Origin of the sequence: Peribacillus sp. FSL P2-0133, assembly GCF_037975445.1 — a bacterium.
Classification (GTDB): Bacteria; Bacillota; Bacilli; order Bacillales; family DSM-1321; genus Peribacillus; species Peribacillus simplex_E.
In genome coordinates this window covers 2,374,644-2,389,963 of sequence record NZ_CP150254.1, presented here as the reverse complement: position 1 = coordinate 2,389,963, position 15,320 = coordinate 2,374,644, and the positions used below count along the sequence as shown (strand labels likewise).

Below are 15,320 nucleotides of genomic sequence, written 5' to 3'. Positions count from 1 at the left end.
AATGGGCGTTTCATGAGAGATCCGGTCAACCTAATGATGGGTCAATAGGTATAGCCTCTCTTCTTTTAGTGAATTTTATAGACCAGTCAGGCTTTTGAAATCAGTCTTCACTTTATCATTCACAACTTGCACACCATTTTTCCATACAGACTTAACGTGATTGACCCCAAATAGATATTGCAACTCCTGATAGTTTTCAACATTCCATAAAACGACATCCGCTTGTTTTCCGACTTCAAGGGATCCGACCCTTTCTTGCCTGTTGATTGCACAAGCAGCATTGTATGTCGCCGCCGTCAGTGCTTCTGCAGGGGTAAGGCGCATCGAAATGCATGCCAGATTCATGACTAGAGGCATGGATGTCGTCGGTGAAGATCCGGGATTGCAATCTGTCGAAATGGCAACAGCCACACCTTCATCAACCATTCGTCGTCCAGGGGCCGCTTCTTCTCGCAAATACAAGGCGGTGGCTGGAAGCAAGCAGGCAATGGTGCCTGACTTCGCCATAGCAGTAATCCCCTCATCGGAAGCTTTTAACAAATGCTCAGCTGAAATGGCCCCTATCTTCGCAGCTAATTCAGCTCCACCGTATGGCTCAATTTCATCTGCATGAATTTTAGGGATCAAGCCGTACTTTTTCCCCGCCTTTAAAATCCGCTCTGATTGTTCAGGGGTAAAAACCCCCTTTTCACAAAAGACATCATTGAATTCTGCAAGCTTTTCTTCAGAGACGATTGGAAGCATATCATTAATCAGATGATCGACAAATTCATCCTCGCGGCCTTTATAATCCTTTGGAACCGCATGGGCTCCCATAAAAGTAGGAACTAGATCAATCGGATGCTCTTCCTGTAACTTTTTCATCACCCGCAACTGCTTTAATTCGGTTTCCAAATTCATTCCATAACCGCTTTTACCTTCTACTGTAGTCACGCCATGAGCGAGAAACGAATCAAGTCGTCGCATGGTTTGCTCCATCAATTCTTCTTCACTTGCTTCCCTTGTCATGCGGGTGGTAGCATGGATGCCCCCACCTGCGTTCATAATATCCATATATGTTGCGCCTTCTAGACGCATTTCAAATTCACGTTCCCGACTCCCGCCATATACAACATGCGTATGTGGATCAACTAGCCCAGGTGTCACCAAATGGCCAGTTGCATCAAAGACTTCAGCTTCATGCATTCTATCTGCATAGAGTTCTTCCAATTCTTTGGTCGTACCGATCGCTTGGATCAAACCAGATTCCATCCATATACTTCCATCTTCGATCAACCCAAGCTCTGACATTGCCTCTTTGGAACGAGGACCTTTCCTATCAGAGGTAAGGGTTGCAAGTTGAGCGGCATGTTTTATCCAAATTGGTTTTGTCATTATTTATCAATTCCTTTATCAAGCATCGGGATATTAATACCTCTTTCACGTGCTGTTTCCTCTGCCAGTTCATATCCTGCGTCAACATGACGCACTACACCCATCCCAGGGTCCGTTGTCAACACTCGCTCAATCCTGGCTGCTGCTTCTTTTGTGCCGTCTGCCACAATTACAACGCCTGCATGCATGGAGTAACCCATTCCTACGCCGCCGCCATGATGTACGGAAACCCAGGTTGCACCGCCCACAGCATTCACCATTGCATTTAAGATCGGCCAGTCAGCCACTACATCGGAACCATCCTTCATGGCTTCCGTTTCACGATTCGGCGAAGCGACAGAGCCAGAATCCAAATGGTCACGCCCAATTACGATCGGGGCCTTCAATTCACCGCTTGCAACCATATCATTGAGGATTTTACCAAAACGTGCGCGCTCCCCATAACCAAGCCAGCATATGCGGGAAGGCAGACCTTGGAACTGAATTTTTTCTTGAGCCATTCTAATCCAGTTACATAAATGTTCATTATCAGCGAATTCGCGTAAAATGGCTTGGTCTGTTTTATAAATGTCTTCTGGATCACCAGATAAAGCCACCCAGCGGAATGGACCTTTACCTTCACAGAATTGTGGACGGATATAAGCTGGAACGAAGCCTGGGAAGTCAAAAGCATTCTCTACCCCTTCATCTTTCGCAACTTGACGGATATTGTTGCCATAATCAAACGTCACGGCTCCTTTTTCCATCATTTCAAGCATCGCTCTTACATGTTTGGCCATTGAAGCTTTAGAGAGTTTAATATACTCTTCTGGATTTGCATTCCGTAATTCTGCAGCCTCCACCATTGACAGGCCTGAAGGAGTATATCCATTTAGCGGATCATGGGCCGAAGTCTGATCAGTCAAGACATCAGGAATGAAGTTCCTTGCGATCATTTCCGGAAGAATATCTGATGCATTCCCAATCAAACCAATCGATAATGCTTTCCCTGCAAGTTTAGCTTCATTGGCTAAACGAATGGCTTCATCCAATGAATCCGTTTTCACATCGGTATAACGAGTCTCAATCCTCCTGTCAATTCTTGTCTCATCAACATCGATCCCGATACAGACACCACCGTTCATCGTAACTGCTAACGGCTGTGCCCCTCCCATTCCGCCTAAACCTGCAGTTAGAGTAATGGTGCCTTTTAACGAGTTATTGAAATGTTGTTTTGCAAGCTCTGCAAAGGTCTCGTATGTACCTTGTACGATCCCTTGAGATCCGATATATATCCAGCTGCCTGCTGTCATCTGGCCATACATCATCAATCCCTTTTTATCAAGTTCATGGAATGTTTCCCAGTTCGCGTATGCAGGGACGATATTTGAATTTGCAAGCAGGACACGTGGTGCATCCGAATGCGTTTTAAAAATTGCCACCGGTTTCCCTGATTGGACAAGTAAAGTTTCATCTTCTTCAAGCTCTTTTAGTGATTTGACGATTGCATCAAAGCATTCCCAGTTACGAGCTGCTTTCCCAATCCCTCCGTATACCACCAAATCTTCTGGTCGTTCAGCAACTTCAGGATCCAAATTATTCATAAGCATTCTAAGCACTGCTTCTTGTTGCCATCCTTTAGTATGCAATTCTGTTCCAGTATAACGGATAACCTTGTTTGTAATCGTGTTCATTTTCATTTCCCCCTTGTTTTTGTTATATATTCATTCTATAAGAAAAATTCAGAATAATTAATTATAGTTTAATGATTATTTTATAATTTATTTTAAGTTTTTGCAGTTAACTTTATTTTTTTATGAATAATTTCAATAATTACATTGTTATGAATAAATAAAAAAAAGACGATTCATTTATTGAATCGTCCTTTTTTATAATCCAGACCGATATGCTGATGGTGTACAACCTTCAAGCAGTTTGAATTTGGCATTGAAATAAGTTTGATGTGAATAGCCGGCTAATTGTGAAATTTCCTCCAATGATAAATCCGTTTCCTTTAATAAACGCTTAGCTTCCCTAATTCGAACTTGATGCAGAGTATTTCGAAAAGATTCGCCGGATTCAGCCGCAAAACGACGGCTGAGTGTGCTTTTATTGATACGCAGAGTATCTGCACAACTCGCTAGATTCCACTGGGCGTCCCAATAGTTGGACTCGATCATCTCCCTTGCTTTTTCGCTAAGTGTGCGTGCCCCTTCCTGTAATTGTCCATGATCCTGCAGAAGCATATGGGTGGTGAACGCATGCAGCTCTTTTACTATTTGATGGATGACAGGTTTATGTACAATTTGCTGAAATACATCATAATATATTGCTTCTAGAGAAGCATTTTGCAAGTCGTATGATTTCATATGCCTACGAATCTGTGCGAGTACGCTTGTAAGGCGGATACGAACGATTTCCGGGTCGGGGTATGGTCGTTCAAAAGTAAGGAATTCACGCTCAATCCAGTTCCTGATGGCTTTCGCATCCCGCCTTTCGAGCATTTCTATCCAAAGTCTTTGTTCAAGAGGAGTGAGGAATGGGTCCATCTCTTGATGCGAAGTCTGTTGACTTTCGGCTAAAATGATATCATATCCATCGAAAAAGATTTGTCTCGTAAATTCACGTGTTTGCTGATACATCCTTTTTAAAGACTCATCTGAAGTTGCCGCTTTTATTATGATGGCAAGTGGCTCATCCATTCTTTCTTTCCAGTGAGCAAGGAACGCTTGGTACTCTTCCTTATATACCTCTTTTTCCTTCGTTTCCTGGACACATAAAATAAAATCCGATAAAGCGAAGATTTGATTCTTCCCAGTAAAAGAATATCGTTGCAGTTCATCATAAACTAAAGGAAGGGTCCTGTTATCAGGTGTCAAAAAAGCGACCATGGTTATTCGACTTTCATGCCTCCGGTCTGTCAAGAAGAAATCCGGATATCCAATATCCAGAGCATTCCCATCATCCATGGTGTTTGTCGAAAGAAGACCAGGACCATTTCTCAATTGAAAACGCAATTGTTGGATATGTTTTACCAGATCTGCCGAAGAAAAAGGTCGGAATAAAACATCTTCAGCACGAAAGCGTAAGGCTCGATAAGCCGTTTGAAAGATTCGCTCAGATGAAATGCCTAACCATCGAATTCCCCTCCGCTTTAACGAAACACCCATCGCCTCACTTTCATCCGTCCAAATATCCATATCCAAAATAACGAATTCCGGTTGCTGATTGCGTATGCCCTTTTCAAATTCTTCAATCGTTTTCCATAAGATCAGTCTGACTCCCGTTAGGTGGGACTCCACTATCCAACGAATTCCTTGAGCCTCAATCTCATCTTTCGCCACCAAATGAATTTCCACATCATCACCTCATTTCTGCTGTTATTCCTGTAATGAATAAAAATGAAGTCAGTACTTGAAAAGAAAAGGACTCCCTTGCCTTTTCGAAAGCACTTGTATCACATCTCCATTCTAATCCCGCCTAAAACCACAAACAAGTCTTATTGGGCAGAACCTTCGAATTAGATTGAATTTTGACATGTTCAACCAATATTTTCATCCCATATATATGTACTTCCTATATGAAAATATAAAAAGAAACATCATGGAAACCTTATGATTTCCAAGTGATGTTTCTTTTTTAGTCACTTTTAATCTTCAATACATTTAGAACCTTTATAATTGATTAATATTGACTTCAACTTCTTTTACGATGTTTTCATCTGAAGCACTTGTCAATTTTAATGATAATAGGGTGATGACTCCCATCACAAGTAATCCGGATAAAATAAACATCCCTTGAGTAAATGCAACAGTTCCGAGAATCATCGGTCCTACAAAACCCCCTAAAGCTGCAAATGAATTGACTATGGCTATTCCAACTGGCGCAGTGGACTCAGTGAAGAAAAATGTCATATAGGCAAAGAAACATCCACTGAACCCGTATAACCCTAAAGATGTAATCGTTAACATAAGCACCATCATAAAGACACTATCTGAAAAGCCGCACCCGATAAACCCGACAACTGCAATCATGAGGCAAACGAGCAAGTGTGATTTATGTTCATTGGTCCGATCTGAATTCCAGCCTACAAACATAATGGCAGGTATACCGACTAACGATGGAATCATCGCTAACCAGCCAATTTCTAGATTGGTTGTCGCATTTTCCGATAAAGATTTTATGATGGTTGGCATCCAGAATGACAATCCATAGATAGATGTGTACCCAGCGAAATAAAAAAGGGCCAACTTCCAGATTTTCGAATCTTTCAGCATATCAAGCTTAGTAACTTTATTTATATTCGAGCTAACTTTTCTTTCCGCATTCAATTCCCCTTCTAGCCAATCACTTTCTTCCTTAGATAACCATTTAGCGTTGGTCGGTCTATTAGTTAAATAGAAAACAACAACAATTCCAATAATAATGGCCGGAATTCCTTCAAGGATGAACATCCATCTCCATCCTGCCATACCCAACCAGGAAATATTGTCAAGAATCCATGTCGATGCAGGCGCACCAATCAATCCGCCAATCGGTAGGGCTAAAAGCAAAACCGCTGTGGCCCTTCCTCTTTCGCGGGCCCTGAACCAATAAGTTAAATACAAAATTACCCCAGGAAAAAAACCAGCTTCGGCGACACCTAATAAAAAACGGAGAATATATAAATGCATCGTTGTTTGGGCAAAACCTGTCAATATTACCACGAGTCCCCACGAAATCATTATACGGGCAATCCATATCCGAGCTCCCACTTTATGCATGATCATGTTGCTTGGAACTTCAAAGAAGAAATAACCTATAAAAAAAATGCCGGAAAGCAATCCAAAAACTTCAGCGGATAAGGCTAATTCTGCATTCATTTGTAAAGCAGCATAGCCTAAATTGACCCTGTCCAAGTAAGCAATGATATAAAGGAGCAAGATAAATGGAAGTATGCGTTTCATCGTTTTACTGATCGTTCTTTTCCCTATTTCACCACTGGAATGATTCATGATTATTTCCTCCCTTTTCATGCTACTATTTCCCAAAAAATAATCCGTTTACCGCACATCTCTTTTCCTGCTTCCCGACAATCTGGTTCATTCCTAGGACCATCAATTTATCCTGATCCCCCCCTCCATTTACATATACTGAATCCAACAATATAATAAATACAATCCATTTACTCATGGCTAAAGAGGAATAAGCCTTTCAACATGACAGTAACCAATTGTATAGGAATGTTCAGAAAAATCTAACCAACCTTTTCAACTAATTCTTCTATTTGAAAAAAACCTCGTATTTAAAATGAATTAACCTCCCCCATACTTGATACCAAATCTTTGTAAGCGCTTTCTAAATTCGCAAAATACAATTAAGAAAGCGTTGTGATTATTGATGATCTACGTTAGATTAAATAGACCACCAATCATTTAACTAGACTGTAGTCTGATATTAAACTATACAGGAATATTCTGTCAATTATCATTTGGAGGTTTTTTATGATTGAACCCAGAAAGAAACAGCTTAGGGGAGAAAAGACTCGTGAAAAAATTTTAAAAATATCTTTAAAGCTATTTAGCGAAAAAGGTTATGATAAAGTTACCGTTGACGAGATCGTGAAAAAAAGCGGCACATCAAAAGGGTCATTTTACCAACACTTTTCAGCGAAATCGGACATTTTTTTAGTGAGATTCATAGAAGTCGATGATTACTATCGCGAAGTCTTCCATTCGTTCCCAATCGGTATGGACGCTACAGAGAAATTGTTTATTTTCATATGCAAATTGATGCGTTTTCTGGAAGAAGAAATGGGCAAAAATTTAATGAAAGTGATTTACAGTTCCGCTTTAGATTCAAAAGAACATACTTACTTTTTGAATTCAAATCGCTCACTCTTCCAAATTATTCGTTCATTAGTTGAAGAGGCTAAAGAACAAAACGACATTGACACTGACCAATCAGTTAACGAAATTTCACAGCTTATCACCCAAAGCCTGATGGGAATCATCTATCATTGGGGATTAAACAACTCAGAACAAAGCTTGGAATCACTATCCATACCGCTAACCAAAACAATCATTAATGGGCTGAAAACGAAGAACTAATACATAAATCAAAAGATTCATTTTCAATCACACTGATTGGTCAGGGTAACTCCATTAATCTATAAGTTCATACATTTGTATTATTTCAATTGAGTGTCAGACATATTAAACGAGGAGTCGAAAGCCAGATATCATGAAACAATTTTTCTTTATCATCCTATATGCACTATTATTTGGATTATCACTGCAGGCTTTTAATTTCAAGCTTGATCACCCTATTGCAGAAGATATCAGCCGTCTGATGCCAGTTAAAATGAAAGCGATAAAGGCAGAAGATAGTGAAGAAGCAATCAAAATGGTCGTTTTAGATGCCGAAAAAAACGATGATCCCATTTCCATTGCCGGAATGCAGCATAGCCAAGGAGGTCAGACATTATATCCAAATGGGATCCTGCTCGATATGAAGCATTATGATAAAATACTTGATTTGGATGTAAATGAAAAACGCATCACGGTCCAAAGCGGAGCAACCTGGGCTGCTCTCCAGGAATATATCAACCCATATGGACTTGCACTGAAGGTCAGTCAATCTCAAAACATTTTTACCATTGGCGGTTCTTTGAGCGTTAATGTCCATGGCCGCGATATCCGTCATCATGCCTTGATAGAAACCGTGGAATCTTTTAGGTTGCTTAACGCAAAAGGACAAATCCTTACAGTGAGCCGCGAAGAAAATTCGGAGCTCTTCCATTCGGTTATTGGCGGGTATGGCTTGTTTGGAGTAATACTCGATGTAACACTCCACCTTACAGATGACGAACTTTATAAAATTAAAACCAAATCACTCCATTATGATGAATATACTTCGTACTTTAAAAGAGAAGTTCTTCAAAACGATGATGTTAAAATGCATCTTGCAAGAATATCTGTGGCTCCTGGCTCGTATTTGGATGAAATGTATGTAACGGATTATTATAGAGCAAATGACCAAACACAGCTATCTAACTACAATACTCTCAAACGGGAAACGATCATTGCCGTGCCTAAATTCTTTCTTGGTCTCTCACGTTATAATGACTGGGGTAAAGAAAGGTTTTGGGAAACTCAAAGAACCTACACGGCCAATATTGATGGTAACTTGGTTTCGAGGAATAATGTGATGCGGTCGGACTCAGCCTTTATGGATTACAGCAACCCAACCAAAACTGAAGTGCTGCAAGAATACTTCGTTCCGATTGATCAATTTGCTGATTATATCGATGATTTAAGAAAAACCTTATCTGATGAAAAAGATTTTAACTTATTAAATATTACAATTCGTTATGTGGAGCATAATGATGAAGCACTCATGTCCTATGCCAAGGATGATATGTTCGCTCTTGTAATGCTCATCAATCAAGGGACAGATAACGAAAGTAAGGCAAATACTGAAAGGGTCATCCGAAACATGATTGATGTGACGCTTGACCATAACGGCAGCTACTATTTGCCCTATTATGGGTATCCAACCAAGACACAATTATTTGAAGCGTATCCGCGTACTGAGGAATTCTTTCAATTAAAGAAGAAATATGATCCTGATAATCGCTTCATGAATCTTTTCTATGAGGAGTATCATCCATGAATTATAAACGTTTCGTTTTTTACCAAGGCACTGTTGGAATGGCTGCCAGCATGATTTTCCCTTTTTATATTTTGCTAATCAAAAATGTAGGCACCAGTTATTCGCAATTCGGTTGGGCATATGGAATATTCTCACTGACTGCAGCACTTAGCTATCCTTTAATCGGAAAATTCACTGACAAAGCCGGTGACAAAGCATTTCTCCTGGTCTATTCATGGGGGATGGCACTAATCCTTCTTGCCTTTCCTCTCGCATATGAAATTTGGCATGTCTATCTCCTGCAAATCATTATGGGGGTACTTGGGGCAGTACAAAAAAACACAGAAAAAACAGTACTTGCAAGATATGTTACGAAGAAAACAGCGGGTGAGGAAATTGGAAACTACCATGTTTGGACATCCATCGGTGCTGCAGCTGCGGTGATTGCAACCGGATATTTAGTCGACTTTTTAACGATCGGCAGCATCTTTTACATTGCTTCCTTAATGTTTGCCTGGAGTGGATTTATTGTAATGAAGATAGATAAAAACGCTTCACTATCTAATGCAGAATAAATAAAATATAAGCATTTATTTCTGGTTAGCGCTAATAAATCAGTTACCCCTTTTAGTAGAAGAAGCATCTGGATTAACCTCAGCAGATGCTTCTTCTACTATGTAAATCATTTGCGGATCAAAAAACAAAAAATGGTCTTACAAAGATATATTAAACCTGCTCCCCTTTTCTCATTTTGGATTCGTTAAATATACGAATTCTAAACTTACTGCGTTAATTAGTACAATTAAAGATATCGGACCAGAGCACATATAATAAAATACTACTTTCTTATCAACTTGGTTATTATTTTTCCGTCTAAAAAAACTAATGACATCATAATTATACCCATTCCAATCAACTGATGAATAGACAACGCTTCATGTAAAAGGAAAAAGCCTAAAATCATTCCGATGACAGGCACTATATAATTACTATATGAAGTAAATAATGCGCCTTCTTGCCGAATCAGCCTATTAAATAATGCATAAACAACACCTGCATGGAAAATGCCTAAAATCGCTAAGTAGATAGATTGAGATCGTGCTAAATCCAATTTGAAAGATTGCTCAAACAAAAGGGACATGGGAATGAGCAATGCACTGGCAATCAGCAATACATTTCTCATATGAATAACGGAAGATCCCTCGTTTAATTTCTCCATCAAAATCAATGATAATCCAAAACTCATGGCAGCCAATATCAATAGGATGTTACCCTGAATACTGTTAGAATGGTCTTGGAATCCTTGTGTTGGCCAGGAAAGGAAGACAATACCTGCAAATCCGAATAGGATACTTGTAATCTCCGGCTTTGTGCTTTTTCTTTTGAAAAATGCTAGTAAAAGGAGGATGGTAAAGACGGGAACCATTCCAATCAGCACCGCTGCGAAACTGCTAGGCACCGATTTCTGGCCTTGTGCAATAAACACGAATGGTAGTACAACCTCGAAAAAAGCAATGATTATATACCATTTATAATAACTCCTAGGTACTCTTCGCTCTTCTTTTGATAAAAAAAAACCAAAGAAGAGTAAACAGATACCGCCGATACATGCTTTGATGGCTGACAATGTAATAACCCCAACATTTTCTATGACTAATGCAATAAAGAAGAATTGAGATCCCCATATACCACTAATCAACAGTAACAACACATATTTATTCATTCACTTTACCTCTCTTTTCAGCAATGGATCGGCAATAGTCTTACTAATATGCTTTGATTGAATTCCACCAAAATAATTCGTGCCGATTACCCCAACAAGAATAATCATTGCACCTATAACATGATAATAATGAATCGCTTCATGTAAGAAAATCATCCCTGCTATAATCGTAATCAATGTCGCTAAATTACTAAAAACGCTCATTTTAGATGCTGGTAATATAGATAATGCATAGTTTGATAAAAAAGCAGTAAGCAGTGATGATAATCCCCCAAGATATACGATTGAAATGAGGAATGCACTACTTGTGAAGGGTAATAAAAAGCTACTAATAGATTGGTTAATTATATGGTTGATGACGGCCATACTATTAAAAGTCACAAAACCAAAGAACGTCATCACATAAGTTAACGTAAATAGTGAATATTGCTTTGTTACCTTCCTCGCTACCACATTATAGAGAGCGGCAGCAATCGAGGATAATAAGATCAGAATCGTTCCCTTCAAACTGTGAGCCGCAAGTTGCAAGTCATTCATGACAAAGATAAAGATAACCCCCATCACAGAAAAATAAAGGGAAATTTTTTGACCTTTACCTGCGTATTCTTTCAAAAATAATGAAGCTGATAATAACGTGAAAATTGGTATGGTCGCTTGGATAATACCCGCTTCTGAAGATGAGGTATATACGAGCCCAAACACTTGAAATGTAAAGAATAAAATTGGATAAAGGAACACCAACGGAAGAATTTTCAAAGTATCGGTTGCGCTCATTTTCACTGATGTCCTCCGATACAGCTTAATAATTATCGCGATCAAAAAAGCCATCGTAAATCGATGTGCCAATGTATCTAACGGACTTGCTTCCATTAATGATATTTTTGTAAAAATAAATGAAAATCCAATTATAAAGGCATATAGTATCGCCGCAATATAGGCTTTTTTATGTTCTGGCATATTGAGTAAATCCTCCTTTTCAACACCCGGCCGGTTGTTAGTATCGTATTAAAAGTTCCACTACGATACAATACAAATAAGAAGCATCTGTAACGGTACAGTTTTTAGGAGGTATTCATGTTAAAATACGTAGCTTTGTGTAATGAATTTGAATCTCTCATCCAGAATGGACAGCTCAAAGCGGGCTTTAAACTCCCATCGATTCGTCAATTAAGCGAACAACATCAATGTAGTAAAAGTACAGTTTTGAAAGCTCTGCAAGAATTGGAAAAGAAGCATTTAATCTACGCAGTTCCTAAAAGTGGATATTATGTCGTTCAAAAAGAATTTGATGGTAAAAGTGAACCAACAGCGGAAATCGACTTTGTTACTTCCGCTCCCGCTTGGCATCAATTTCCGTATCATGACTTTCAACATTGCATCAACAAAGCCATCGATACCTATCAGCAAGAATTGTTTATCTATGGCACTCCAAAAGGACTACCCTCTTTAATAAAAGTGATACAAAAACAATTAGAGCAGTATCAGGTTTTCGCCAAAGAAGAACAGATTTTCATTACTTCTGGCGTGCAACAAGCACTTTCCTTATTAACGTTCATCCCTTTTCCAAATGAACGTACCCATATACTTGTTGAACAGCCTAGTTATCATCTATTTGTGGAGCAATTGAAAGCGTACAAGATTTCCGTGCTAGGAATCCAACGAACTGCAGAAGGTATTGATTTAGAGGAATTAGAGCGGATTTTTAGCACTCAGGAAATTAAATTCTTTTATACGATGCCTCGTTTCCATAATCCGTTAGGGACTTCTTACTCTAAAAAGGACAGAGAAGAGATACTAAAACTTGCTGTAAAGTATGGTGTCTATATTGTAGAAGATGATTATTTAGCAGATTTCGAAGAGAATATGAAGGTAGACCCCATTTTTTCCGGGGATACTCATCAAATGGTCATTTATTTAAAAAGCTTCTCTAAAATAATGTTTCCAGGACTACGCATAGGTGTTGCCGTATTGCCTAAACCATTAGCCGTCAGCTTTCAACGATATAAAAGAACAGCTGATATTGATAGTTCCATGATTTCACAAGCAGCCTTGGAAATCTACATAAAAAGCGGTATGTTTGAACGCCATAGAAACAAGGTACGGCTCTCCTATTTAGGGCGTGCAAACTTGCTATATGATGCTCTGGAAAAGTACTCTACTCCAGGCTTTTATCGCCCAGCATCCATATGCATGAACGCACATATCGTACTGCCTCATCGTTTAAATAGTGCTCACCTCATCAAAAACTTACAAAATCAACAAGTACTGGTAGAGACTATGGGCCAAAATTATATAGATGGCTTTCACCAGGAAAAAATATTAAAACTAAACGTGTCCAATACAAATATACAAAAACTTGACCAAGGAATAGCTCTTATTTTTAAAGAATTGAATAAAAAGCAAAATTATTACTTATAAAACTTTTACATAAGGTATAGTCACTTTCCACACAGGGCAATAAACAAAATATAGTGAAAATATTTTATCTTATTGTAATACTGAAAAAATATGGGCAAATGATCACAAACAAAAAAGAGCCAATTAGAAATGGCTCTCAACAAAGTTACTCTTATCAGTACTCTTTATTTATAAAATTTTATACGATCCTCAAGTGGTTTGAATTCTTTATCACCCGGTTGAGCTGTTGGATTTCCAAATGGCATTTGCGCAATCAATTTCCAGTTACTTGGAACATCCCATTCTTTTTTCACTTCATCATCAATTAGAGGATTATAATGCTGTAAAGTTGCTCCCAATCCTTCTGCTTCAAGTGCAGTCCAAACAACTAATTGATGCATGCCTGATGTTTGTTGAGACCAGATTGGGAAGTTATCGGCATAAGTTGCAAATTGTTCTTGAAGTGATTTCACAACAGATTCATCTTCAAAGAATAATACTGACCCATATCCCGCTTTAAAGGAATCCATTTTTTGTTGAGTACCAGAAAAATCTCTATCTCCAACTGCTTTCCTTAAAGCCTGCGTCGTAATATCCCATAACTTATCATGGGCCGATCCTGTCAAAACAACAAGGCGGGAAGTTTGGGAATTAAAAGCCGATGGCGTGTGTTTTACCGCAAATTCAACAATTTCTTTAATTTTCTCATCCGATACTTGGACTTCTTTATTGATTCCATAATATGATCGTCTCTCTTTAATCGCCGTGTAAAAATCTTTTGTCATGATTCATTCCTCCAGAGCATTTTTTCTATTTCAAATAATTATTTCATTTTTTATTTCTACCTGTTTTAGTATGGGCATAAACCAACATATCATTCGCTAAAGATTGTCAATTATTCTTTAATGATTTCCTTGGTGCTTCTTACTGTATCAATGGGACGTACCAACTTTTCGATTTGATCCCTTTTCGGTTCTAAGAACGGTGGTAAAGATAACTTTTCCCCAAGCGTTTCATACGGCTCATCCCCCATAAATCCAGGACCATCAGTGGCAAATTCGAATAAAATTTGCGGCGCCACTCGCACGTAAAGCGACTCAAAAAAGTGACGATCAACATAACCAGACGTATGAAATTGGAAGCTTTCCATTCGTTCGATCCATTCTTCAAGAACGGAACGGTCTTCAACACGGAAGGCTGTATGGTGAACAGTCCCAAAACCCTGCCGTGCCTGAGGAAGGATCGAATTATGCTCGACAATCACTTGTGCACCATTCCCGCCTTCCCCTACTTCAAATAGGTGAAATGATCCTTCCTTATCTATTTCTTTGAATAATAGAACTTTTTCCATCATTTCTTTAAAGTAATCGAAGTTGGCAATCCGAATGAAAATTGGTCCTAATCCTGTAATGGCATATTCCAGGGGAATCGGTCCTTTTTGCCAAGGAATCCCCGCTGCAACCCCTTCATTGTTTTCATCTGAAATCAATTGATAATGCTGATCATCAAAATCCACAAATGAAATGATCTTTTTACCAAATTGTTCCTGAATTCCTGTATTCCTTACTTCTAAACGGTCGAACCGCTTAACCCAATACTCCAATGCCGCATCATTCGGTACACGGAAGGATGTTTTTGAAATCTCATTAGTCCCATGCACTCCTTTAGGAATACCAGGAAAATCAAAGAATGTCATGTCAGTTCCTGGACCGCCAACATCGTCGGCAAAAAACAGGTGATAGGTTTGGATATCATCTTGGTTAACTGTCTTCTTGACTAAACGCATTCCTAATATATTTGTGAAAAATTCATAGTTCTTTTCTGCACTACTTGTTATGGCCGTTACATGGTGTATACCTTTTAATCCATTCATAAATTAATTCCTCCCAATTAAAACGATTCAATTTTTGGATGTTCAGCTTGTGAATTAATCCCCTATATTTCCCCTTCAAGAAGAGTGGCTATTCATTAAAGGGGTTGGAAAAGGTTTTACATAATTTTTATTATCTTGAATTAATATATCTTTACTTAAAGATAATTTATCATGAATAAAATTCACTGTCAACAACTTATCTCAAATTAATATATCTCAAAGTCAAAATAACTTCTAAAAAACCTCTGTCAATTTTCATTTAATTCTAAATATCTTTCGAAAGAATTATCGAAACAGAATATCCATTCTAAAGCAAATGCCATTCCGAATACGGGTTACTAT

The 15,320-nt window shown here is 38.6% G+C and carries 12 protein-coding genes; 4 read left to right on the top strand and 8 right to left on the bottom strand.

All coding sequences use genetic code 11. The features are described from left to right. Positions 1-75 precede the first annotated feature (75 nt). From hutI to MKY17_RS11435, 4 genes are all read right to left on the bottom strand, one after another. The gene (gene hutI, locus MKY17_RS11450) at positions 76-1,374 is read right to left on the bottom strand and encodes an imidazolonepropionase (RefSeq protein ID WP_098371803.1); all 1,299 of its coding nucleotides are present in this window, start codon (positions 1,372-1,374) and stop codon (positions 76-78) included. Then, positions 1,374-3,047: a urocanate hydratase gene (gene hutU, locus MKY17_RS11445; protein ID WP_098371802.1), complete on the bottom strand. Its 1,674-nt coding sequence runs from the start codon at positions 3,045-3,047 to the stop codon at positions 1,374-1,376. The genes hutI and hutU overlap by 1 nt, the downstream gene beginning before the upstream one ends. A gap of 195 nt (positions 3,048-3,242) precedes the next feature. Then, entirely contained in the window at positions 3,243-4,712 is a 1,470-nt protein-coding gene (locus tag MKY17_RS11440) for a response regulator transcription factor (protein ID WP_098371801.1), read from the bottom strand. 315 nt (positions 4,713-5,027) lie between these two features. After that, the gene (locus MKY17_RS11435) at positions 5,028-6,347 is read right to left on the bottom strand and encodes an MFS transporter (protein ID WP_098371800.1); all 1,320 of its coding nucleotides are present in this window, start codon (positions 6,345-6,347) and stop codon (positions 5,028-5,030) included. A gap of 489 nt (positions 6,348-6,836) precedes the next feature. Here MKY17_RS11435 and MKY17_RS11430 point away from each other — a divergent pair, with 489 nt between their 5' ends. The 3 genes from MKY17_RS11430 (at position 6,837) to MKY17_RS11420 (ending at position 9,560) form a co-directional block, all read left to right on the top strand. Continuing rightward, a complete protein-coding gene (locus tag MKY17_RS11430; RefSeq protein WP_098371799.1) occupies positions 6,837-7,442 on the top strand; it encodes a TetR/AcrR family transcriptional regulator in 606 nt (201 codons plus the stop codon). 133 nt (positions 7,443-7,575) lie between these two features. Next, positions 7,576-9,006, top strand: a complete 1,431-nt coding sequence (locus MKY17_RS11425) for an FAD-binding oxidoreductase (RefSeq protein WP_098371798.1) — start codon at positions 7,576-7,578, stop codon at positions 9,004-9,006. Then, positions 9,003-9,560, top strand: a complete 558-nt coding sequence (locus MKY17_RS11420; RefSeq protein ID WP_098371797.1) for an MFS transporter — start codon at positions 9,003-9,005, stop codon at positions 9,558-9,560. The genes MKY17_RS11425 and MKY17_RS11420 overlap by 4 nt, the downstream gene beginning before the upstream one ends. A gap of 263 nt (positions 9,561-9,823) precedes the next feature. On the opposite strand, the gene MKY17_RS11415 is transcribed toward MKY17_RS11420, so the two are convergent. Together MKY17_RS11415 and MKY17_RS11410 are read right to left on the bottom strand one after the other, a co-directional pair. Continuing rightward, a complete protein-coding gene (locus MKY17_RS11415; protein WP_098371796.1) occupies positions 9,824-10,708 on the bottom strand; it encodes a DMT family transporter in 885 nt (294 codons plus the stop codon). Then, positions 10,709-11,665 carry a DMT family transporter gene (locus MKY17_RS11410; RefSeq protein ID WP_098371795.1) on the bottom strand — a complete coding sequence of 319 codons (957 nt, stop codon included), beginning with the start codon at positions 11,663-11,665 and terminating at the stop codon, positions 10,709-10,711. It lies immediately after the preceding gene. A 117-nt stretch (positions 11,666-11,782) separates the two neighbouring features. On the opposite strand from MKY17_RS11410, the gene MKY17_RS11405 reads away from it, so the two are divergent. Next, on the top strand, positions 11,783-13,126 hold the full coding sequence (locus MKY17_RS11405) for a PLP-dependent aminotransferase family protein (RefSeq protein WP_098371794.1): 1,344 nt from the start codon (positions 11,783-11,785) through the stop codon (positions 13,124-13,126). 164 nt (positions 13,127-13,290) lie between these two features. On the opposite strand, the gene MKY17_RS11400 is transcribed toward MKY17_RS11405, so the two are convergent. Together MKY17_RS11400 and MKY17_RS11395 are read right to left on the bottom strand one after the other, a co-directional pair. After that, positions 13,291-13,890, bottom strand: a complete 600-nt coding sequence (locus MKY17_RS11400; protein WP_096338655.1) for a nitroreductase family protein — start codon at positions 13,888-13,890, stop codon at positions 13,291-13,293. A 110-nt stretch (positions 13,891-14,000) separates the two neighbouring features. Beyond that, positions 14,001-14,978 (bottom strand): ring-cleaving dioxygenase, encoded by a 978-nt coding sequence (locus MKY17_RS11395; protein ID WP_098371792.1) that lies wholly within the window; start codon positions 14,976-14,978, stop codon positions 14,001-14,003. Positions 14,979-15,320 lie beyond the last annotated feature (342 nt).

Excerpts from the sequence above, each read along its gene's own strand:
- MKY17_RS11435 (WP_098371800.1), bottom strand. The coding sequence starts at position 6,347 with ATGAATCATTCCAGTGGTGAAATAGGGAAAAGAACGATCAGTAAAACG.
- MKY17_RS11400 (WP_096338655.1), bottom strand. The coding sequence starts at position 13,890 with ATGACAAAAGATTTTTACACGGCGATTAAAGAGAGACGATCATATTAT.
- MKY17_RS11430 (WP_098371799.1), top strand. The coding sequence starts at position 6,837 with ATGATTGAACCCAGAAAGAAACAGCTTAGGGGAGAAAAGACTCGTGAA.
- MKY17_RS11415 (WP_098371796.1), bottom strand. The coding sequence starts at position 10,708 with ATGAATAAATATGTGTTGTTACTGTTGATTAGTGGTATATGGGGATCT.
- hutI (WP_098371803.1), bottom strand. The coding sequence starts at position 1,374 with ATGACAAAACCAATTTGGATAAAACATGCCGCTCAACTTGCAACCCTT.
- MKY17_RS11410 (WP_098371795.1), bottom strand. The coding sequence starts at position 11,665 with ATGCCAGAACATAAAAAAGCCTATATTGCGGCGATACTATATGCCTTT.
- MKY17_RS11405 (WP_098371794.1), top strand. The coding sequence starts at position 11,783 with ATGTTAAAATACGTAGCTTTGTGTAATGAATTTGAATCTCTCATCCAG.
- MKY17_RS11420 (WP_098371797.1), top strand. The coding sequence starts at position 9,003 with ATGAATTATAAACGTTTCGTTTTTTACCAAGGCACTGTTGGAATGGCT.
- MKY17_RS11395 (WP_098371792.1), bottom strand. The coding sequence starts at position 14,978 with ATGAATGGATTAAAAGGTATACACCATGTAACGGCCATAACAAGTAGT.
- hutU (WP_098371802.1), bottom strand. The coding sequence starts at position 3,047 with ATGAACACGATTACAAACAAGGTTATCCGTTATACTGGAACAGAATTG.
- MKY17_RS11425 (WP_098371798.1), top strand. The coding sequence starts at position 7,576 with ATGAAACAATTTTTCTTTATCATCCTATATGCACTATTATTTGGATTA.